This window comes from Gammaproteobacteria bacterium, assembly GCA_016199745.1.
Classification (GTDB): domain Bacteria; phylum Pseudomonadota; class Gammaproteobacteria; order Acidiferrobacterales; family Sulfurifustaceae; genus JACQFZ01.
This window is the reverse complement of sequence record JACQFZ010000014.1, coordinates 33,203-51,315: the sequence shown is the minus strand read 5'-3', so window position 1 is coordinate 51,315 and position 18,113 is coordinate 33,203. Positions and strand designations below refer to the sequence as shown.

At 57.3% G+C, this 18,113-nt stretch carries 22 protein-coding genes; 14 read left to right on the top strand and 8 right to left on the bottom strand.

From position 1 onward, the window contains the following. Window positions 1-300: an antibiotic biosynthesis monooxygenase gene (locus tag HY308_03090; GenBank protein ID MBI3897264.1), complete on the top strand. Its 300-nt coding sequence runs from the start codon at window positions 1-3 to the stop codon at window positions 298-300. Between the two features lie 112 nt (window positions 301-412). Here HY308_03090 and HY308_03085 read toward each other — a convergent pair whose 3' ends face one another. After that, window positions 413-1,003: a hypothetical protein gene (locus HY308_03085; GenBank protein MBI3897263.1), complete on the bottom strand. Its 591-nt coding sequence runs from the start codon at window positions 1,001-1,003 to the stop codon at window positions 413-415. A 145-nt stretch (window positions 1,004-1,148) separates the two neighbouring features. Between HY308_03085 and HY308_03080 the strand changes: the two genes are divergently transcribed. Continuing rightward, complete coding sequence (locus tag HY308_03080; protein ID MBI3897262.1) at window positions 1,149-1,796, top strand: histidine phosphatase family protein; 648 nt, start codon at window positions 1,149-1,151, stop codon at window positions 1,794-1,796. A gap of 50 nt (window positions 1,797-1,846) precedes the next feature. Here the strand turns inward: HY308_03080 and HY308_03075 are convergent, their stop codons facing one another. Further along, the gene (locus HY308_03075; protein ID MBI3897261.1) at window positions 1,847-2,344 is read right to left on the bottom strand and encodes a VOC family protein; all 498 of its coding nucleotides are present in this window, start codon (window positions 2,342-2,344) and stop codon (window positions 1,847-1,849) included. 510 nt (window positions 2,345-2,854) lie between these two features. Between HY308_03075 and HY308_03070 the strand changes: the two genes are divergently transcribed. The 5 genes from HY308_03070 (at window position 2,855) to HY308_03050 (ending at window position 5,282) form a co-directional block, all read left to right on the top strand. After that, complete coding sequence (locus HY308_03070; GenBank protein ID MBI3897260.1) at window positions 2,855-3,094, top strand: DUF378 domain-containing protein; 240 nt, start codon at window positions 2,855-2,857, stop codon at window positions 3,092-3,094. 151 nt (window positions 3,095-3,245) lie between these two features. Then, the gene (locus HY308_03065) at window positions 3,246-3,695 is read left to right on the top strand and encodes a GNAT family N-acetyltransferase (protein ID MBI3897259.1); all 450 of its coding nucleotides are present in this window, start codon (window positions 3,246-3,248) and stop codon (window positions 3,693-3,695) included. A gap of 69 nt (window positions 3,696-3,764) precedes the next feature. After that, the gene (locus HY308_03060) at window positions 3,765-3,974 is read left to right on the top strand and encodes a hypothetical protein (GenBank protein MBI3897258.1); all 210 of its coding nucleotides are present in this window, start codon (window positions 3,765-3,767) and stop codon (window positions 3,972-3,974) included. An 8-nt stretch (window positions 3,975-3,982) separates the two neighbouring features. After that, window positions 3,983-4,540: a YaeQ family protein gene (locus HY308_03055; protein ID MBI3897257.1), complete on the top strand. Its 558-nt coding sequence runs from the start codon at window positions 3,983-3,985 to the stop codon at window positions 4,538-4,540. A gap of 133 nt (window positions 4,541-4,673) precedes the next feature. Next, window positions 4,674-5,282, top strand: a complete 609-nt coding sequence (locus HY308_03050) for a GspH/FimT family pseudopilin (GenBank protein MBI3897256.1) — start codon at window positions 4,674-4,676, stop codon at window positions 5,280-5,282. Between the two features lie 10 nt (window positions 5,283-5,292). On the opposite strand, the gene HY308_03045 is transcribed toward HY308_03050, so the two are convergent. Both HY308_03045 and HY308_03040 read right to left on the bottom strand, forming a co-directional pair. Beyond that, window positions 5,293-5,637: a hypothetical protein gene (locus HY308_03045; GenBank protein MBI3897255.1), complete on the bottom strand. Its 345-nt coding sequence runs from the start codon at window positions 5,635-5,637 to the stop codon at window positions 5,293-5,295. Window positions 5,638-5,721: 84 nt separating this feature from the next. Continuing rightward, complete coding sequence (locus HY308_03040) at window positions 5,722-6,813, bottom strand: porin (protein ID MBI3897254.1); 1,092 nt, start codon at window positions 6,811-6,813, stop codon at window positions 5,722-5,724. A gap of 76 nt (window positions 6,814-6,889) precedes the next feature. Here HY308_03040 and HY308_03035 point away from each other — a divergent pair, with 76 nt between their 5' ends. After that, complete coding sequence (locus HY308_03035) at window positions 6,890-7,207, top strand: hypothetical protein (protein MBI3897253.1); 318 nt, start codon at window positions 6,890-6,892, stop codon at window positions 7,205-7,207. 24 nt (window positions 7,208-7,231) lie between these two features. Here HY308_03035 and HY308_03030 read toward each other — a convergent pair whose 3' ends face one another. The 3 genes from HY308_03030 to HY308_03020 form a co-directional block, all read right to left on the bottom strand. Continuing rightward, the gene (locus tag HY308_03030; protein MBI3897252.1) at window positions 7,232-8,074 is read right to left on the bottom strand and encodes a sulfurtransferase; all 843 of its coding nucleotides are present in this window, start codon (window positions 8,072-8,074) and stop codon (window positions 7,232-7,234) included. Between the two features lie 6 nt (window positions 8,075-8,080). Beyond that, window positions 8,081-8,650 carry a polyisoprenoid-binding protein gene (locus HY308_03025; protein ID MBI3897251.1) on the bottom strand — a complete coding sequence of 190 codons (570 nt, stop codon included), beginning with the start codon at window positions 8,648-8,650 and terminating at the stop codon, window positions 8,081-8,083. Between the two features lie 146 nt (window positions 8,651-8,796). Beyond that, entirely contained in the window at window positions 8,797-9,180 is a 384-nt protein-coding gene (locus tag HY308_03020; protein MBI3897250.1) for a tautomerase family protein, read from the bottom strand. Between the two features lie 110 nt (window positions 9,181-9,290). Here HY308_03020 and HY308_03015 point away from each other — a divergent pair, with 110 nt between their 5' ends. Then, complete coding sequence (locus tag HY308_03015) at window positions 9,291-10,070, top strand: helix-turn-helix transcriptional regulator (protein MBI3897249.1); 780 nt, start codon at window positions 9,291-9,293, stop codon at window positions 10,068-10,070. On the opposite strand, the gene HY308_03010 is transcribed toward HY308_03015, so the two are convergent. Beyond that, on the bottom strand, window positions 10,067-12,106 hold the full coding sequence (locus HY308_03010) for a UvrD-helicase domain-containing protein (GenBank protein MBI3897248.1): 2,040 nt from the start codon (window positions 12,104-12,106) through the stop codon (window positions 10,067-10,069). The genes HY308_03015 and HY308_03010 overlap by 4 nt on opposite strands. A 111-nt stretch (window positions 12,107-12,217) precedes the next feature. Between HY308_03010 and HY308_03005 the strand changes: the two genes are divergently transcribed. The 5 genes from HY308_03005 (at window position 12,218) to HY308_02985 (ending at window position 18,048) form a co-directional block, all read left to right on the top strand. Then, the gene (locus HY308_03005) at window positions 12,218-12,646 is read left to right on the top strand and encodes a hypothetical protein (GenBank protein MBI3897247.1); all 429 of its coding nucleotides are present in this window, start codon (window positions 12,218-12,220) and stop codon (window positions 12,644-12,646) included. Window positions 12,647-13,840: 1,194 nt separating this feature from the next. After that, a complete protein-coding gene (locus HY308_03000; GenBank protein MBI3897246.1) occupies window positions 13,841-14,785 on the top strand; it encodes a sigma-54-dependent Fis family transcriptional regulator in 945 nt (314 codons plus the stop codon). A 353-nt stretch (window positions 14,786-15,138) separates the two neighbouring features. Further along, entirely contained in the window at window positions 15,139-15,375 is a 237-nt protein-coding gene (locus HY308_02995) for a hypothetical protein (protein MBI3897245.1), read from the top strand. Window positions 15,376-15,460: 85 nt separating this feature from the next. Next, window positions 15,461-17,425 carry a type VI secretion system contractile sheath large subunit gene (gene tssC / locus HY308_02990; protein MBI3897244.1) on the top strand — a complete coding sequence of 655 codons (1,965 nt, stop codon included), beginning with the start codon at window positions 15,461-15,463 and terminating at the stop codon, window positions 17,423-17,425. Window positions 17,426-17,451: 26 nt separating this feature from the next. Further along, the gene (locus tag HY308_02985; protein ID MBI3897243.1) at window positions 17,452-18,048 is read left to right on the top strand and encodes a type VI secretion system tube protein Hcp; all 597 of its coding nucleotides are present in this window, start codon (window positions 17,452-17,454) and stop codon (window positions 18,046-18,048) included. Window positions 18,049-18,113: the final 65 nt, after the last annotated feature.

Here is an 18,113-nt window from a genome sequence, read left to right as displayed (position 1 = left end):
ATGGTCGTCATCGTATTTCGTACCCGCGTTCGCGCCGACGCCGATGTGCCGGAAATGGAGGCGTTGGGCGTACGAATGTATGAGCTGGCCGCGTCGATGCCTGGCTTCGTTTCCTTCAAAGACTTCGCCGCGCCCGACGGCGAGTATGTCTCGCTGGTCGAATTCCAATCGGTGGAAACGTTAGCGGCGTGGCGCGATCATCCGGCGCACAAAGAAGCGCAACGCCTCGGTCGGGAAAAATTCTTTTCCGAGTACCACATTCAGGTGTGCACGACCGCGCGTGAGTATCGGTTTCCTTAAAAAAAAGAACACACCGGGAACCTGTTCCCTCTCCAACCCTCTCCCCGCAAGCGGGGAGAGGGAACGGCCCTGGGGGCAGGGGGATCCCGTCGTAACGGGGGGAGAGATTCTTTTATTGTAGTTCCTTCACATCAACGCCCATCGGATTGGTCTGTAGTTTCCCGTCAGCACCGACACGCAGTTGTAAGGTCTTGCCGTATTCCAACGCCTGGTCGGCGGTCGTGTGCAGGCAGCGACCGACGCGGGTGAATTTAGCGTTGCCGAAGCCGACGGTAATGCCGTAGCGGCCGTCTTCGATCCATTCCTTCCAGTGGCCGGCGCCGTCGTTGGCCGGGCTGCGTGTGACCACTTCCCATTCCATGCCATCGTGGCCGACGTCGGGCTTGCCCAGCGGCCATTGGAAGTCGCCGAACATGAAGATCTGATCGCCTTCCTGGGTCGCGCGACCGTTCCAGTCGGGATAGGTGTCGGAGACCCAGATATAGCGCTGTTGCGTGCCGACGACGCCGGCATTGTAGAAGCATAGTCCTTGCGTGGCCCATTGCGCGTGCGTGGGACTGCTGTCGTCGTAAAAGGTGATGGTCCAGCGATTGCCGTCGCCGATGAGGTCCGGCAGATGTGGCGAAACGGCGGCGGCGGACAGCGAATAAAATAAACCGGTGGCGACGAGTCCGTGGCAGGTGATGCGTTTCAGTGATTTCATTTCCGTGATCTCCTTTTCCTTGATGAACGATTTGTGTCATTGCACCGACTGCGCCATGATCGCGGCGGCTCAGTCGGCGCAGGAGTAAATCACGCAGGCGTTACTGAAAGCGACACTGCTTTAGGACGGTACTTTGGTGCTATTGATGACGCATTTAATTTTGGTACGACACGGCGAGACCGAATGGAATCGATTGCAGCGCGTGCAAGGACACACCGATATCGCGTTGAACGACACCGGTATTGCGCAAGCGCGTAAGGTCGGACAGCGGTTGGCGACGGAAACGATCGACGCCATTATTTCCAGCGATCTGCAACGCGCCTACCAGACGGCACAAGCGATCGCCGAATACACGACCCATACGATTATGCTCGACCCGGCGTTGCGCGAGCGTTGTTTCGGAATTTTCGAAGGACTGACGGCGGAGGAAATGCGCCAGCGTTACCTGCCCGAGTTCGAGCGTTGGCAGGTGCGCGATCCGGATTACGAAATTCCCGGCGGCGAGAGCTTGCGCCGGTTGTACGATCGGGTTTGCACGGTGTTAACGGCAATCGCCACGCGTTATGCAGGTCGCCGCGTCGTGCTGGTTTGTCACGGCGGCGTGCTCGATTGCGCGTATCGATTGGCGGCGCCGTTAGCGCTCGAGGCACCGCGGCAACATTTGTTGTTGAACGCGAGTCTCAATCGATTGCGATTTGATACAGCGGCGCGCACCTTTACGATCGAACAGTGGGGTGAGGTCGAGCATTTACAAATGCCGGTGCAAGATGAAGTGGATCGGCGCGCCGTGTGATCATCCTTGCTCGCTCCCTCTTAGGCGGGAGCGGGGCGCGCCGAACCGGGCTAATGCTTTTGTTGTTGTGCTGTCGCTTGATTACTAGCGGCAGACATCGCCGCTGCCCGCTTTTGCATTTCCTCGAGCGTTATATCTTCTTTGTGGGTCGCGATATGCCAGCTGTGGCCATAAGGATCGATCAGGCTGCCGGTACGATCGCCGTAAAATTTATCCTGCACGGGTTGCGCTTCCTTGGCGCCGGCGGCGAGCGCTTGCCGGAATAGCGTGTCGACGTCTTCGACATAGAGCATGATGCTGACCGGCGTGCCGCCGAGCGATTGCGGACTTTGTGCGCCCATCTCCGGGAACTCGTCGGCGAGCATGATGGCCGAGTCGCCGATTCGGATTTCGGCATGACCAACCTTGCCTAGGTGATCGAAGCGCATCGTCTCTTTGGCGCCGAAAGCGCGTTGATAGAAATCGATTGCGCTGGCGGCGTCTTTGACGATGAGATACGGGGTTGCTGAATGGTAACCCTCGGGAATCGGTTTAACAGTATGTGCCATAGTTCGTCCTTGTCGGTTTCTACGAAGCTAGTTTGACCGGCGCTGGCGGTTAAGGTGCCATCGTCAGTGGCTGCGCTAATGATCCGGGTGAAATCTCTTGGGGAAAAACTCTGATCAAAGCTCCATGTCAAATCGACTAAGCAATCTTGCTTAGGGATAGGAGTCTTACTCATGAAAGGAATCTTAAGATGGGTAGTTTTGTTACTGGTGTTGCTGGCAGGTTCAACCTTGAGCGCTTGTAGCTCGATGCATGATGGGTCGGGTACGAGTGCCGGCGATAGTGCAGCGCAGCAATATGACCATGGGTATCCAGATAGCGAAGACTACCGGAGATAATCGCCAATCAAACATATGTGTGGCAGCGAAATGCGTAACCGAGACTATGGGCGCTACGCGTCAGCGTAGCGCCCAGGTCATGTCCCCATCGTGCTACCTGACTTTCCCCTCTAGTACGCCGTCGCTTAGACGCGCACTCTGGCGACCGCAATGAATCTCGGACGGAGGAGCGGTATGACACGGTTTAATGCGTTCGATTGGGTTGCGCTGATATTGCTGATCATTGGCGGGCTGAACTGGGGGCTCGTTGGTTTGTTCGGTTTTAACCTGGTAGCGGCGATCGTTGGCGACATGTCAGTGTTGGCACGCATTATCTATGTACTGGTCGGCATCGCCGCGGTTTTTGTCGCGATCGATGCATTTCGTTGGCGTGGACAAATGGCTGGACTTTCCGAAAGAGGGCATGTTCGTTAACTAATTAAAAATAACAACGGCACGGTAAACGACGGCGCCGGCAGCATTGACGGCGCCGTGGTAGGGGATCGTCATCGTCCTGCTGGCTAAGATTGATTTAGGTCATTAGCGGGAGTACCGTCGCTGCGTTTATATATATAGATATGCAGCAATGACCGCCACCGACACACACCGCATTGATTATCGCTACGGAAACGATCTCTCCCTCGATGAAGTTTACGATCTCTACCAGGCGTCCACGCTCGGCGAACGGCGACCGATTGACGATCGGCAAATCCTGCTCGACATGATCCGCCATGCTAATTTGGTGGTGACCGCCTGGGATGGATCGCTGCTGGTTGGAATCTCACGCACGCTCACCGATTTTTCCTACACCGGTTATCTCGCCGATTTAGCGGTGCGAAAGTCGCATCAGCATCGGGGCATAGGAACGATGTTGATCGAGCAGACCCGTGCCAAAATGGGACCGAGATCGAAGCTGGTGTTGCTCGCTGCGCCGAAGGCGGTAGATTACTACCCCAAGATCGGTTTCAGCAGGCACGATAGTGCCTGGGTGTTGTCCGCGGACGATGCGTTCCCGCTGTCGCCGGCGGATGAGTAGTGCGGACCGCGCTTGCAATTGGCGACTGTGCCGTCGTTGTGAAAACCCGCCCATCAAGGAGGAATAAAAATGGCGAAATATAGTAAGAAGGCATCGACGAAAGTGGCCAAAGCCATGCACGAACGTAAGCGCGGCAAATTGAAGAGCGGTCGTTCCGGCAAAAAGGTAAAGAGCCGCCAACAAGCGATCACTATCGGTTTGTCGCAAGCGCGCAAGGAAGGAGCGAAGGTGCCGCGTAAGAAGAAAACCAAAAAGAAGTCCGCCCGTCGGAAGATATAATTCATCGTATGGCGTCACGCGCAACCATTTATAAAGTCGATCTGCAAATTGCTGACATGGATCGCAATTACTACCAGAACCATGCGCTCACGGTCGCGCAACATCCGTCCGAGACCGAGGAGCGCATGATGTTGCGCGTGCTGGCGTTCGCGTGGTGCGCCGATGCCGCGTTGGCTTTCGGTCGCGGCCTGTCGACCGAGGATGAGCCGGATCTTTGGCGGAAGGATTTGACCGGCGCGGTCGAGCATTGGATCGACGTTGGTCAACCGGAAGAACGCGACATTCGCCGCGCTTGCGGCCGCGCCAAGCAAGTGACGCTATTTTGTTACGGTGGCCGCGGCGTCGATTTTTGGTGGACTCAAATTCGGCCGCAACTCGAACGTTTGCGCAATCTCACCGTGCTGAACGTGCCGACGATTGCGACGCAAGCGCTAGCGCGGCTGGCCAAGCGAACTATGCAGTTGCAATTCACCATTCAAGACGGTCAAGCGTGGGTAACGGACGGGGCAGAGGCGGTATCGATCGAGCCGCTCGTCTTATTTGCCCCGGAAATGGCGGCGCGTTGAGTCATTTCCGCCCCATGTCGATCCGGCATGGGTAAATTCCGGGGAAAACCCGCCTGACGTAAAGTCGACGTTGTCCCCCGCGTGGCATAAGCGTTGCTCCTATAGAAGTAGATAACAATGAACGGGGCGCACCATGCTGTATCGTACCGAGCGGGGAGTCTCACTAGCTGAATTCGTGGTAACGCTGACATTGCTGGCAGTTTGCGCGTTGCTGACAGCACCGGTGTATTACAAATTTGTCGACGAACTGAAAGCGACCAATTTTACGAATAGTTTGGTCGGGGTGCTGGGTTATGCGCGCGGACAGGCGGTCGAGCGCGGTCTAGCGGTCAGCATCTGCAGCAGCGATGACGGCCATCACTGCACCGATACGCCATGGGAGCACGGTTATATCGTGTTCGTCGACGATGCCGGCGAACCGCAAGTACTGAAACGTTACGAGCCGGAGAATTCGGCGATACGAGTCACATTGACTGGTCACCGCTATATCCGGTTTGCCCCTGCCGGAAATTTAGCCATCCAAGCGTCGCTCGACGAGCATGCTGTGGATACGAGCCCATGGTTGGCCAAGCTTTCGCCAGTGGCGGCAGCATATGCCGATGACGATGTTCCGCCCACCCTCACGAAAGAAATCGTCGCCGACACCCGCGGTACGTTTCAGATCTGTGCCGGCCATGCTGGACGTGTGGTGCAGCTATCGATGATCGGTCGCATCAGCACCAAATCCATTCGCTGCGACTAGCCCCCATTCGCTAGTGCGTTGCCTTCCAGGCGCGATACGCTTTCCACTCGCGCCAATCTTGGAATTCTTTATATTCCGGCGTGTCTTTGTTGGCTTCCTTCCAGCGTTGGAATTCCTGAAATTCTTGGAACTCGCCGTAAGCTTCCGGCGTCGACGCGTCAGCGACTTTAGCGGTCGCCGGTGTATTAACCTTCGCCTTCTTATCGGAATAGACCGTGAACTCGCCGGTCTCGCCGGAAAATATGCCGGGTCCTTCCGGAATCTCGTTGCGACTTTGATAGGTGAAGGGAGTGCCGCCGCAGCCGACTAAGAAGACGGTGAGTAGTGATATCAGCAACGCGTTACGAGCGATCATTGATTGAGCCTAAGAATTAACAAGAAAAAGAAGTATGCACCGTCGGCAACGCGTTGAATATCGCTGCCGATGGTGTCAGGACAACTAGAACTTCAGGCGGGTACCGACGGTAACGATCTTGATGTCTTCATATTCGGTGTCCGGCCGATCGAAGCTGTGGATCTTGGCGCCGGCATACAGCTCCGCCCACTTGGTGGCGTTGTAGACGTAACCGAGGCCATACACCGTCGACTCGTCTTCGGCGAGCAAGAAATCCTCGCCCTTGCCGTAGTCGACAGCAATCGCATGATCGCCGAACTTATAGCCGACCTTGACGTAATTGAAGGTGGAGTCCTTCTTTGTCGGTGTCGCTTCGTCTTGCACGTTCGAGTGGGAGTAGGTGAGATTCAGACCGAACGGTGCCAACCAAGAGATCGAGCCGCCGACGGTTTTTTCCTGTCCGCGGGCCGAGTTGGTATCCTCTTTGGCGTAACCGATGGTGCTGGCGAGCATACCGCCGGCGCCTAAATCCGTGTTCAAGCTCACCGCGGCTTCGTTGATCGTGTCGCTGGTTGCGCCAGTGGCGGTGTTGTTGGCGTCACCGGTACTGATCGCGAATTTGATCGGACCGAACGCCGGTGAGTCATAGCGCAGGCGGTCGTAACGGCTTTTGAAGTCCTGCTGGTTAATGGTGTCGTTGATCTTGATGGTGGTGGCAACGCCGGCAGTGGTATAGAAAACTAATGAACCGCCGAGATCGGCGACGCCGGCCCATTGCACGACGTTAGTACCGGAAAGATCGACTTCCGTACCGCCGTCGGCCGCGCCCGAGCCCTGGCCGATACTAAGGCGGCCGAGGTCGTCGTTGCTGAAGTACGCTTCGATAATGCGCTCTTTCAACGTCGAGTCGGCGTACTTGTTGGCTTGCGTGACTGATTTGGACGAATTGGAAAGATATTCCCATTCCAAATTAACGCCGGCCTTTAGGCTCGGAGTGATGTCGTCGCTGCCGGTGAAACGGAAACGGGTGCTGCTGATGGCGTTGTCGACGTTGTGCAGTTCGGTGGTGGCGCTGTCATCGGCCCACATCAACGCCCGGTTAACCTGTCCCGATAACTTCGCCTCGAGTGCATAGGCAGAAGAACCGGCAGCATAGAGTGCGGTGCCGATCGCTACAGTCAATAACTTCTTGTTCATGAACTTCTCCTTAGTAAAAGTGATTAATCAGAATTTCTTCGGTTGGCAGCCGCGACCTCCATGTCGAATTTCCTCCTTGGCGAAAAACGCGCTCCGGTCGATAAAAAACAACACAGGCCCGTCAATATCGGTGGCCAATATAAAACCGACGGACAATTCCCGGTCCGTCGATCTTGTCTTTACTTCAAGCGCTGGTGCGTTTGCAGTACCGCGCCAAACGCTGGGTCAATCCATTGCTCAGGTTCGCGCAAGATACGGTCTGCACTTTGCAGATTTATTGCGGATTTCTTTCGCACATGTGAAACCGACTGCAACTGTATCGGCGAACTATGACAAAGATTTGAGCGCCGACGAAATCAATTTTTATTATGGTGATAGAACTGATTTGGAATAGAGCGGATTGACGATGTGTCAATTGTTATCGTGTCGCTATCGGTCGCCGTGGATCGCTGCACCATTCACTCCATGAGCCGGGATAAAGCCGTGCTCCCTGTAGCCCGGCGATTTCCAAGGCCAATAAGTTATGACAAGCGGTGACGCCCGAACCGCATTGATTGACGAGGGTGTGAGCAGGGTGATCACCCAACAGCGCATCGAATTCTTGGCGCAGTTGCGCGGCCGGTTTGAAGTGACCCTCCGTGGTTAAGTTGTTTTTGAAAAAACGATTGCCGGCGCCGGGAATATGGCCGCCGACCGGATCGAGGGTTTCGTTCTCGCCGCGGAAGCGATCGGGGGCGCGTGCGTCGAGTAGTAGCATGTCGGGTTGTTGCAGATGTGCCCGCACATATTCCGCGTCGACCGTCGGCTCGCTCAGTTTCCAAGTGAAGACCGTCGGTTGCACCGAGGGTATCGCTTGCGTGACGGCATGACCGGCGTGTTGCCAGGCCGACAAGCCGCCGTCGAGCACGGCAACCTTGCTGTGTCCTAACCAACGTAACAACCACCAAAGCCGCGCCGCGAACATACTGCCATGATTGTCGTAAGCGACGACTTGAGTATCGTTCGTTACGCCGCAGCGGCCTAAGGTTGTCGCTAATACGGCTGGATCGGGCAGGGGATGGCGACCGTTGTCGCCAGTCTTCGGCCCGGAGAGGTCACGGTCCAAATGCAGGAACTGGGCATTGGCGATATGCGCGGCGCGATAAAGCTGCTCGCCGGCGTCGGGCTGCGCAAGATCGTGGCGGCAATCGAAGATGCGCCACGATCCCTCATTACTATAAGTCGTCAATTCCCCTACCGAGACGAGCGTGCGAAAGATCATTGCGCCTCAATCCTTCTGTGCTTCGACTTGGATTAATAGCTTTACCTTGTCGCCCACCATCGGCACACCGTAGGAGATGCCGAAGTCGGAACGCTTCAAGGTTGCCGATGCTTCGGCGCCGCATACCGTCTTTTTCGATTTCGGATGCGGACCGCAGCGCAGCTTATTAATGGCAAGCGCTACCGGTTTGGTCTGGCCGTGCATTGTCAATTGACCATCGAGCCCGGTCAACCTATCGCCGTTGAAGTGCGCACCGGTCGATTTGAACGTGATCGTCGGGTATTTTTCGACATCGAAGAAATCCGGTTTGCGCAAATGCGCTTCGAGATCAGCCAGGCCGGTGTCGATCGACGCGGTATCGATGGTGATTTCGGCCGCGGCTTTTTTCGCCTCGCGGTCGAGCGTAAGGCGGCCGCTGGTGCTGTTGAAACGGCCGCGCTGCGTGGAAAAGCCGAAATGGTTGATTTCGAAACTGGGAAACGTGTGTTGCGAATCGATCGTGTAAGTTTCGGGTGCGGCGAACGCCGTGCCGGCGATAAGACCGATGGTGGTGACGGCGGCGAGACGTGCAAACATAGGAACAGCTCCTCGTAGCGATTAGCTATGTTCATTTAACACATTTTTCGGGCAACGTCCGCCGACGCTTTAAATTTTGGTAAGAGATCGAAAGATTCGCGATCGAGAATACGCGGTTAGTAATATAGTCGTGCTTGTCGGCGATCTTACACGTGCATCAGTCGGCCGCCGGCAAATGACCAGTTTTCCCATGCTGTTTCGCTGAAATAAATCATGACGTTTTCAGGGTTTAGTGCCGGTGCACGGGCGAGCCCGGAAAGAATGTCCTGTAAAATTTTCTTTTTGACCTTAACGCTACGGCCGACGGAAAAAAGAATTTCGATCAGGACGAAGTCGTCGGTGCGGTCGGCCGTGGCATCCGGATAGCGCGGATCGAAGCGGAAATTCTCCGGCTCGAGCTCGAGTACGCGGTGAAATTGGTCCTGCTGCGGTACACCGGACAGCACGAGCGCGTTGTGCACGGCGCTGAAGACCGCCGCTTTGAAGTCGGCCGATTTCGGTTTACGGACAGTGATGGTTACCAATGGCATGGGGGTTCTCCGGATAGTGTAGGAAGAGTCTAAGAATACCCGTGCTAATCTACCGTCGAATTTCGCCGATTCGCCAGACGATGTCGCCAACCAGACAACCTTATGTGCCGATGCACCCGCCAATGCTGGAGCGCCTGCCGCGTCCGGTATACGTGCGCGCACAAACATTGGCGGCTGGCACACACTTCACCACCCATCAGCACGATTGGGTGCAATTTTTATATGCCAGCTCGGGCACGTTACGCGTGCGCTTACCGACCGGCAGTTTCGCGGTGTTGCCGAAGTACGCGGTGTGGATTCCGACCGGGATGCCGCACGATGTCGCTACCTTCGGTAAAGCGAGTTTTCGCAGTTTGTATATCGATCCGACCGTGGCCGGCGTCGCCGGCACGCGCTGTCGTGTGGTCGAGGTGACGGCGTTGGTACGCGAGCTGATCAGCGCCGCGACGTTGTTGCCGGTGGAATATGAAGAGCGCGGGCGTGACGGGCGGCTGATCGCGACGTTGCTCGATGAGATCGCCGCGCTTACTGAAACCGATGTGCACTTACCGATGCCAGTCGATTCGAGACTGCGGCACATTTGCGACGTGTTGTTGGCCGAACCGGCCGATCCGCGTGGCCTCGACGAGTGGGCCGACACCGCCGGCGCATCGACGCGCACGCTCGCACGTCTGTTCATCAAAGAAACCGGAATGGGCTTTCGCGAGTGGCGCCAGCGGTTACGCCTGCACAGCGCGCTCGAACGAATCGCCGGCGGGGTCCGTATCACCGTGGTCGCGTTGGAAGTCGGCTACAGTTCGACGTCGGCGTTCATTGCCGCGTTCAAGGAACATTTCGGTCGACCGCCGGGCGAGTTGTCGCCGAAGCCGGTGGTCGACGACGACGATTAAGCGGCGTCGTCCTCGCTCGCCACTTGCGTCGCCGGATTTTCGGCCGGCGTTTCTTTCGTCGACAATAGCGCCCTCAATGCTGCCAAGCTGGCGTTGCCTTCCGCGCGGCTCGCTTCGGGGTCGCGCTTCTCGCCGCTGATTTGCAAATTGTCGCGCCCCATCTCGTCGATGAAGCGGCTCGGCTGGCAGCGGTGCCAATCTTTGCCGCGACGCCGCTTCGAGCAATAGCTGATGAACAATTGTTTCTTGGCGCGGGTGATGGCGACGTACATCAGCCGCCGCTCTTCGTCGACCTTGCCGGTCTCGGCCGACTCGCGATGCGGCAGAATCTCTTCCTCGGTGCCGACTAAAAAGACGACCGGAAATTCGAGGCCTTTGGCGGCGTGGATCGTGCTGAGCTGAACCGCGTCGCTGCCTTCGTCCTTGCCTTCGAGCATATTCATCAGCGCCACGGTCTGCGTCATTTCCAGCAGCGTTTTCTCGTCGGCTTCGGCGCGGGTCGATATCCAGTTGACGAAGCGCTGCACGTTCTCCCAGCGGGTCTCGGCATCGCGTGGCTCGAGGCTGTCGGTGAGATGCATCTGGTAATCGATCGCCTTCAACAGATCGTTCAGCACGGCGCCGGCCGGCTCGCCGTCGGCGCGCACGGCCATGTTGTTGATGAAGTCGCAGAAGGTCTGCAGCGGTGTCAGTTGTTGCGGCTTCAAGCGCAGCGTCAACCCCATCTCGTAGACGGCGGCGAACATACTAAGTTGGCGCTCGCCGGCGTAACTGCCGAGCGCTTCCAGTGTCTGTGCACCGACACCGCGCCGCGGCGTGGTGACGGCGCGCACGAATGCCGGATCGTCGTCGGCGTTGGCGATGAGCCGCAGATAAGCGACGATGTCTTTGACCTCGGCGCGATCGAAGAACGATTGCCCGCCGGAAAGACGATAGGGAATGCGCTGGGCGCGTAAAAACTGCTCGAACACGCGCGCCTGGTGGTTGCCGCGGTAGAGAATGGCGTAGTCCGAATACTTCGTGCGGCTTTGCAGCTTGTGCGCGCCGATGCGCATGACGACGCTCTCCGCTTCGCGCTCTTCGTCGGCCATGGCGGTCACCTGAATCGGGTCGCCGTAGCCTAGATCGGACCACAGCCGCTTCTCGAACAGCTTCGGGTTATTAGCGATTAGCGTGTTCGCCACTTTGAGAATGCGCCCGGTCGAACGGTAATTCTGTTCGAGCTTGATGACTTTGAGCGTCGGGTAGTCGGTTTGCAGCGTCTGCAAGTTTTCGACGTTGGCGCCGCGCCAAGCGTAAATCGCCTGGTCATCGTCGCCGACCGCGGTGAAGCGGCCGATGTCGCCGCACAGCTGACGCAGCAATCGATATTGCGCGCCGTTGGTGTCTTGGTATTCGTCGACCAAAAAGTAGCGCAACTTGTCGCGCCAGCGCGTGAGCGCTTCCAGGTTGTCGGCGAACAAGCGCACCGGCAGCAAAATCAAATCGTCGAAGTCGACCGCTTGGTAAGCGCGCAAGGTGTCGTCGTAGTTGCGGTAAGCACGTGCCGCCGCCACCTGGGTATCGTCGGTCGCCAGGCTTTCGGCGGTATCGGCGCCGACCAGCGCGTTTTTCCACGACGATATCTGCCATTGCGCTCGGCGTACCGTTTGTTTGTCGACCGTGCCGATAATCTGCGAAAGAATGGCGAAGGCGTCGTCCGAATCGAGGATCGAGAAGCGCGGTTTGAGCCGCAACGCCGCCGATTCGGCGCGCAGGATCTTCACGCCGAGCGAATGGAACGTCGAGATCGTCAGGCCCTGCAGCGCTTTGCCCGATGCCATCGACGAAATGCGCTCTTGCATCTCGCGCGCGGCTTTGTTGGTGAAGGTAATGGCGGCGACATGGCTCGGCTTGTAGCCGCATTTGCCGACCAAGTGCACGATCTTGTGGGTGATGACGCCGGTTTTACCACTGCCGGCGCCGGCCAAAACAAGAAGTGGCCCGTCGACGTAACGGACCGCTTCGGTTTGCGGAGGATTGAGTGCGATTGCCACGAGTGCCGATTGGAAAAATGCGAGAACGGTGAAAGCGAATCAATGAGCCAGCGATTATAGCCGACCGGTCCGGCTTCGTTCGACCGCGTTATGCATTGAGGAGGGTGGAGCATGAGTGCGTCGTCTTTTCAAGAAATGTTTTGTCGTTTGTTGAACGCAAAGGATCAAGGTCGCGCCGCTAAGACTATTGAAATTTTTGGTTGGTTGATCCTGGTGGAGGCGACGCTGATGTTATTTCTGCCGCATTTCGTCGCGACCGTGTTGTATTTGCCGGCGTTGACCGAGCAGGGCGCCAATTATTTTCGTTTGGTCGGTGTGTTGGTGGGTGGCTTGGGCATGTTGTACGTCGTTAGCGGCCGTTTGAACGCCGACGGCTTCGTGTTCGCGTCGTTGCTCGATCGGCCGTTGGTGCCGCCGGTAATGGCGCTGCTTTGGTATCTAGGGATCGTGCCGGGACCGTTGGCGCTGGTATTTGCCGTTACCGATTTCGGTAGCTTTTTATGGACCTTGCTGACCGTGCGCCGGCACGGATTTAAGTAACGCCACTCGTCCGCCGGTTCTCAGCGCAAATCAGATTTACATTTGTTGTCGTCAGCGTCCGTGTTCTGATGGCAAAGCCTTAGCGGCCGGGACAACAGCGGTGCAGTGCAGCGCCGATACACTACCCGGGGAGGCCTGAATTCAATGAAGAACAACAGCACAATCCGCGACGGTGTAGGGGTAGTACAAGTATCCCGCTTTAGCTAGTTCGTTCCTCAAATTTAATTATTATTTATATGCGATCGTTGGCCCACCGGCGGTATTGCCGGCAGTGTGTCCCGCGATGACATCCTTAAATCTCCGCAGGCCGCGCTAAAAAGCGCATTGATCGTTCGATCATTTTTTAGTGTGCGCAAAAAATTTCGCTAAGTATTTTTTCAAACAAGCCGATACGTTCGGAATGAACGGTCGTTGACGGAATCGTTAGAGATCCTATATTTCAACAACGACTCCAATGATTCGATGGAGCAGTGCTCGACGTACAGGGAAGTATCCGCACCCGGCGGCAACACTAAGCACAAGGACGGGCGACCAGCTTTGCGTTACTGTCGACGACTCTCGTCGTTGACGCCATTAGCGCCATTATTACGTCCTCGCAGTGATTCTGTGCCCTCTTTTGGCACGGAGGTGGGTTTGTGTGCGTCGTTTTTTTGGGCCGTGTTGCAGTTGTGTCTTTTTAACGTGTTAGAGGCAGAGTGACGCGAGCGGTCGGGCAGAAGGAATAGGTCCGACTTAATTCCCGTTATTCAAACAAGGGAATGAGGGGTGGTGGTGGGCGAGACGCAACGGAGAGAGGTTCGCTCGATATTGCTGGTGGCCAACGCCGGTGATTCCGAGATCGCCGCCTTGCAACAGGTGTGCGCGCGTGCGTCTTATAAATTGATCCCGCCGCCGGTGCAGGATGTCGATATCGGCGCGCGCGTGCTGTTGATCGGCGGCGGCCAGACCGCCGAGACGACGCTGCGTCTTATCGGTGATGACACCGATGTATTCGATTTGCTCATTACGCATGATTCGGCGGTGCTCGACTGCCCGGAATTGTTGCAGCGCTGTGCCAATGTGCTGGTCGCGCCGTATGCAGAGGCGGTATTGTTACAGAGCCTAGAATTTCCGTCGCTCGACGACGATTCGCCGCCCGAAGTGTGCGCGAATCTCATCGGCCGCTCGCCGCAAATCAAACAACTCATCCGCATCATGCACACCGTCGCCGGCTATGACGCGCCGGTGCTCATCAAAGGCGAAACCGGCACCGGCAAAGAATTGGTGGCGCGTGCGATTCATTACAGCAGCCCACGGCGCGATCAACCATTCGTGCCGGTCAACTGCGGTGCGCTCAATGACGAATTGTTGTTAGCCGAATTATTCGGTTACGAACGCGGCGCGTTCACCGATGCCAAGCGCTCGCATCGCGGACTCGTGGCGCAGGCCAAGGGCGGCGTGCTGTTCCTGGACGAAGTCGACTGCCTCTCGCCCAAAGGCCAAGCGGCGTTACTGCGTTTTTTGCAAGAGCAGGAATACCGGCCGCTCGGTGCCGAAACCGTGTATCGCAGCGACGTACGCGTCATCGCCGCTACCAACAAAAATTTGGAAACGCTGATCGCGCAAGGTCAATTCCGCGAGGACTTGTATTACCGTGTCCACTTGCTCGATCTTGAGTTACCGCCGCTGCGGTTTCGCGATCACGACGTGGCGGTGCTGGCCGAGCACTTTCTGCAAAAGCTCAGCCAGCGCTACGGCGCGCCGCTGAAGCGGTTGCATCCGCTGACCTTGCAGTGGATGAAGCAATACGCCTGGCCCGGCAATGTGCGCGAGTTGGAAAATTATTTGTATCGGTTGTTCGTGCTCTGTAAGGGTCCGATTATTTGTGCGCCGCAGGTGAAGGGCGATCCGGTACCGTACGCGTCGTTGCAGCCGCCGCTGCAGGATGAAGGCACGCCGCGCGCGTTTCGCGACGAAAAAAATCGTGCGTTGCAGGAATTCGAGCGAAGTTATTTGCACAAAGCGATGCAGGCCGCCTACGGCAACGTCTCGCTCGCCGCGCGCCGCGCCGGCAAAGAACGCCGCGCGTTTCGGCGTTTGTTGAAAAAGCACGGCATCGACCGTCTGCGCTACGACACTCCGCAACATCTCGAAAAATAATTTTTAGAAAAATGTAGCGTGGGCAGCGCTTTGCTGCCCACGCGTTTCCGTTTGTCTGCTAATTCGCGTGGGCAACAAAGCGTTGCCCACCTTGCATTGAATTTTAATTGCTGCGTTTGCCCCACGGGGCAGACATGCCCCATCCGGTTGTTGTGTACGCCATCGCAAGAAAATTGTGTTGCCAATTTTTTTGGTGGGGCACTAACGCCCCATAAAAATTTTTATCGCCACGCAGTGCTCGCGAAAATCAACGACCGCGACTATTTTTTTCTGTTGGCACAGCGATTGCTCAAAGGCGTATCGACGCTTACTCGAACAACCGATTCGAGCAAGGTGGACGGAGGAAAACCAGCGTGAGCGTGATCGAACAAAGCGGTGTGGTCGAAGCGGCAGAAGTGATTCAGCGTTATCTGGACGTGCGTCCGAACGCGGCAGAAACCGTCGAGGGCGTGGCGAAGTGGTGGTTGGCGCGGCAGCGTTACAACGAGTCGATCGAATTGACGCAGCAGGCGTTGGATTACTTGGAAGCGAACGGTCAGGTGGTCAAGTTTCAGTTAGCCGGCGGCAGGGTGATGTACCGCCGGGCGTAAGAGGGGTGAAGGCGCGGGTATAGGTCGGACGTTTCCGCTTTCACCGATGCCGTATGACAAATTCTGAACGAGAGAGGGAAAACGTATGCAAGGCAGCATTCAAGAAAAACTGACGCGAATCCGGCCGCCGCGCGTCAAGATCACGTATGACGTCGAAACCGGCGGCGCCATCGAGAAACGCGAGCTGCCGTTCATCGTCGGCATTTTCGCCGATCTGTCAGGCGAGCCGTTGGCGGAGTTGCCGCCGGTCAAAGACCGCAAGATGGTCGAGATCGATCGCGACAACTTCGACGCGGTCATGGCGTCGGCGTTGCCGACCGTCAAGCTCTCCGACATCGCCAACGTGCTGCCCGGTGGTAGCGGCAATCTCACGGGTGCGCTGTCGTTCTCATCGATGGATCAGTTCGGTCCGCTCGAGGTCGTGAAGAAAGTCGCGGCAATGCAGGCGCTGTACACCGCCCGCAGTCGTGTGCGCGACATGCACACCAAGACCGAGACCTCGGATGCACTGGCGCGGTTGCTCGACGACATGGTCGCACCGGGCGATGAAGGTAAAAAGCTGCGCGACGAGCTCAAGGCGGCGTTCGATCCGACCAAGCCGGAAGAGTGGGTCAAGGTTACGCCCGCCGGTACGGTCGAGAAGCTGCTGACGAAGGAGTACATGCTGCTCGACGAGAATCAACGCGAGCACGTGCTCAATCTCATCGGCCAGTTCGTCACCGAGATCGTCGTGCCGATTACCGACGGCACCGACAAAGGCGCCGGCAACTTGATGGTGTTGCGCGTCGCCGAGATCGACGAGGCACTGGGCAAGCAGCTTAACCTGATCATGCACGCGCCGAACTTCCAGAAGATGGAAGCGACCTGGCGTGGCCTGCATTATCTGGTCATGCGCTCCGAGACCGGCAAGCTGCTGAAGCTGCGCATCATGAACGTCGCCAAGCGCGAGCTGCTGAAGGATCTGCAGAAAGCGGTCGAGTTCGATCAGAGCACAATCTTCAAGCTGATCTACGAGGCCGAGTACGGCACCTACGGCGGCGATCCGTACAGCATGCTGGTCGGCGACTACGATTTCGGCCGGCATCCGGAAGATATCGAGCTGTTGTACAAGATGGCCGAGATCGCCGCGGCCGCGCACGCGCCGTTCATCTCGTCGGCGTACGCCCGGCTGTTCGACATCGACACCTTCGAAAAGCTCACGCGTCCGCGCGATCTGACGAAGATCTTCGAAAGCGCCGAGCTCGACGGTTGGCGCTCGTTCCGCCAGAGCGAAGACTCGCGATACGTCACGTTGACGCTGCCGCGGGTGTTGTTGCGGCTACCGTACGGCCCGAACACGGTCACGGTCGAAGGCATCGACTTCGTCGAAGAAGCGAACGGTCGCGACGCCTCCAAGTTCCTCTGGGGTAACTCGGCGTTCATTCTCGCGCAGCGTGTGACTAACGCGTTCTCGCTCTACGGCTGGACCGCGGCGATCCGCGGCGTCGAGGGCGGCGGTTTGGTCGAGGGCTTGCCGACGTACAAGTTCAAGACCAACGACGGCGACATCGAGATCGTCTGTCCGACGCAGATCGCGATCACCGACCGGCGTGAGAAGGAGTTGAACGATCTCGGCTTCATGGCCATCTGTCACTGCAAGGGCACCAACAAGGCGGCGTTCTTCGGCGGCCAGACCACCAATCAGCCGAAGAAGTACATTTCCGACGCCGCCAACAGCAACGCGCAGATCTCGGCGATGTTGCCATACGTGCTCGCCGCCTCGCGTTTCGCACATTACATCAAGGTGATCATGCGCGAGAAGGTCGGCACGTTCCTGACGCGGACCAACATCGAGCAGTTCTTAAACAGTTGGATCGCGCAGTACGTGTTGCTCGACGACAACGCCACGCAAGACGTAAAGGCGGCGTATCCGTTGCGCGCGGCTCTGATCAACGTCACCGAGGTTCCCGGAAAACCGGGTGCGTATCGCGCGGTGGTGTTCTTGCGGCCGCACTTCCAGCTCGAAGAGCTGACGACGTCGATTCGTTTGGTCGCCGACATCCCGGGATAACGGACAGGAAACTCGAGGACACTCTCATGGATTTGATATTGCTCCAACCTGGTAACACCACCATCTTCGGCGACGGCGACACCAACAGTTGGGCCACCGGCGGCAGCTTGATCGACAAAGGGCCGGGCGGCGCCGAGTACGGGCTCGACGACAAGGTGGCGGAGACGTTCGGCATGTGCATCGAGTTGGTGTCGATGCATCAAGGCATGAAGCAGCAGGTGACGACCGACGTCAGCAACTCGGCACGCACCTCCGGCCGGCCGATCATCACCGAGTTCACGTGTGTGAAGTATGTCGACAAGACCTCGGTGAAGTTCTACGAGTACTGCCTGCGCGCCGAGCCGCTCGGCAAGGGCAAGGACCAACCGACGCGCATTTATATCCTGCGTAACTCCGGCGACAAGACCGCGAATATCATTACGTTTTCGTTGCGCGACGCGATCATCAGTGAGGTGCAGTTTCAATCGCACCCGGACGATATGCCGACCGAGCAGTTCAAGCTCAACTTCACCGAGATTCTTTGGGAGTACACGGTGCAGAACGCGGATACGAGTCGTGCCGGTATCAAGTCGTCAGGCTGGAGCTTGGCGCGCAATCGCGTGATTGGGGCGTTCACGGATTAACGGGGTTACCCCCGAGATCAGATATCGCGTTCCTCCCCCTTCAGGGGGGAGGACAGGAGGGGGGT

Coding starts and splice junctions, on each gene's coding strand:
- HY308_03090 (MBI3897264.1), top strand. CDS start 1: ATGGTCGTCATCGTATTTCGTACCCGCGTTCGCGCCGACGCCGATGTG.
- HY308_03085 (MBI3897263.1), bottom strand. CDS start 1,003: ATGAAATCACTGAAACGCATCACCTGCCACGGACTCGTCGCCACCGGT.
- HY308_03080 (MBI3897262.1), top strand. CDS start 1,149: ATGACGCATTTAATTTTGGTACGACACGGCGAGACCGAATGGAATCGA.
- HY308_03075 (MBI3897261.1), bottom strand. CDS start 2,344: ATGGCACATACTGTTAAACCGATTCCCGAGGGTTACCATTCAGCAACC.
- HY308_03070 (MBI3897260.1), top strand. CDS start 2,855: ATGACACGGTTTAATGCGTTCGATTGGGTTGCGCTGATATTGCTGATC.
- HY308_03065 (MBI3897259.1), top strand. CDS start 3,246: ATGACCGCCACCGACACACACCGCATTGATTATCGCTACGGAAACGAT.
- HY308_03060 (MBI3897258.1), top strand. CDS start 3,765: ATGGCGAAATATAGTAAGAAGGCATCGACGAAAGTGGCCAAAGCCATG.
- HY308_03055 (MBI3897257.1), top strand. CDS start 3,983: ATGGCGTCACGCGCAACCATTTATAAAGTCGATCTGCAAATTGCTGAC.
- HY308_03050 (MBI3897256.1), top strand. CDS start 4,674: ATGCTGTATCGTACCGAGCGGGGAGTCTCACTAGCTGAATTCGTGGTA.
- HY308_03045 (MBI3897255.1), bottom strand. CDS start 5,637: ATGATCGCTCGTAACGCGTTGCTGATATCACTACTCACCGTCTTCTTA.
- HY308_03040 (MBI3897254.1), bottom strand. CDS start 6,813: ATGAACAAGAAGTTATTGACTGTAGCGATCGGCACCGCACTCTATGCT.
- HY308_03030 (MBI3897252.1), bottom strand. CDS start 8,074: ATGATCTTTCGCACGCTCGTCTCGGTAGGGGAATTGACGACTTATAGT.
- HY308_03025 (MBI3897251.1), bottom strand. CDS start 8,650: ATGTTTGCACGTCTCGCCGCCGTCACCACCATCGGTCTTATCGCCGGC.
- HY308_03020 (MBI3897250.1), bottom strand. CDS start 9,180: ATGCCATTGGTAACCATCACTGTCCGTAAACCGAAATCGGCCGACTTC.
- HY308_03015 (MBI3897249.1), top strand. CDS start 9,291: ATGCACCCGCCAATGCTGGAGCGCCTGCCGCGTCCGGTATACGTGCGC.
- HY308_03005 (MBI3897247.1), top strand. CDS start 12,218: ATGAGTGCGTCGTCTTTTCAAGAAATGTTTTGTCGTTTGTTGAACGCA.
- HY308_03000 (MBI3897246.1), top strand. CDS start 13,841: ATGCACACCGTCGCCGGCTATGACGCGCCGGTGCTCATCAAAGGCGAA.
- tssC (MBI3897244.1), top strand. CDS start 15,461: ATGCAAGGCAGCATTCAAGAAAAACTGACGCGAATCCGGCCGCCGCGC.
- HY308_02985 (MBI3897243.1), top strand. CDS start 17,452: ATGGATTTGATATTGCTCCAACCTGGTAACACCACCATCTTCGGCGAC.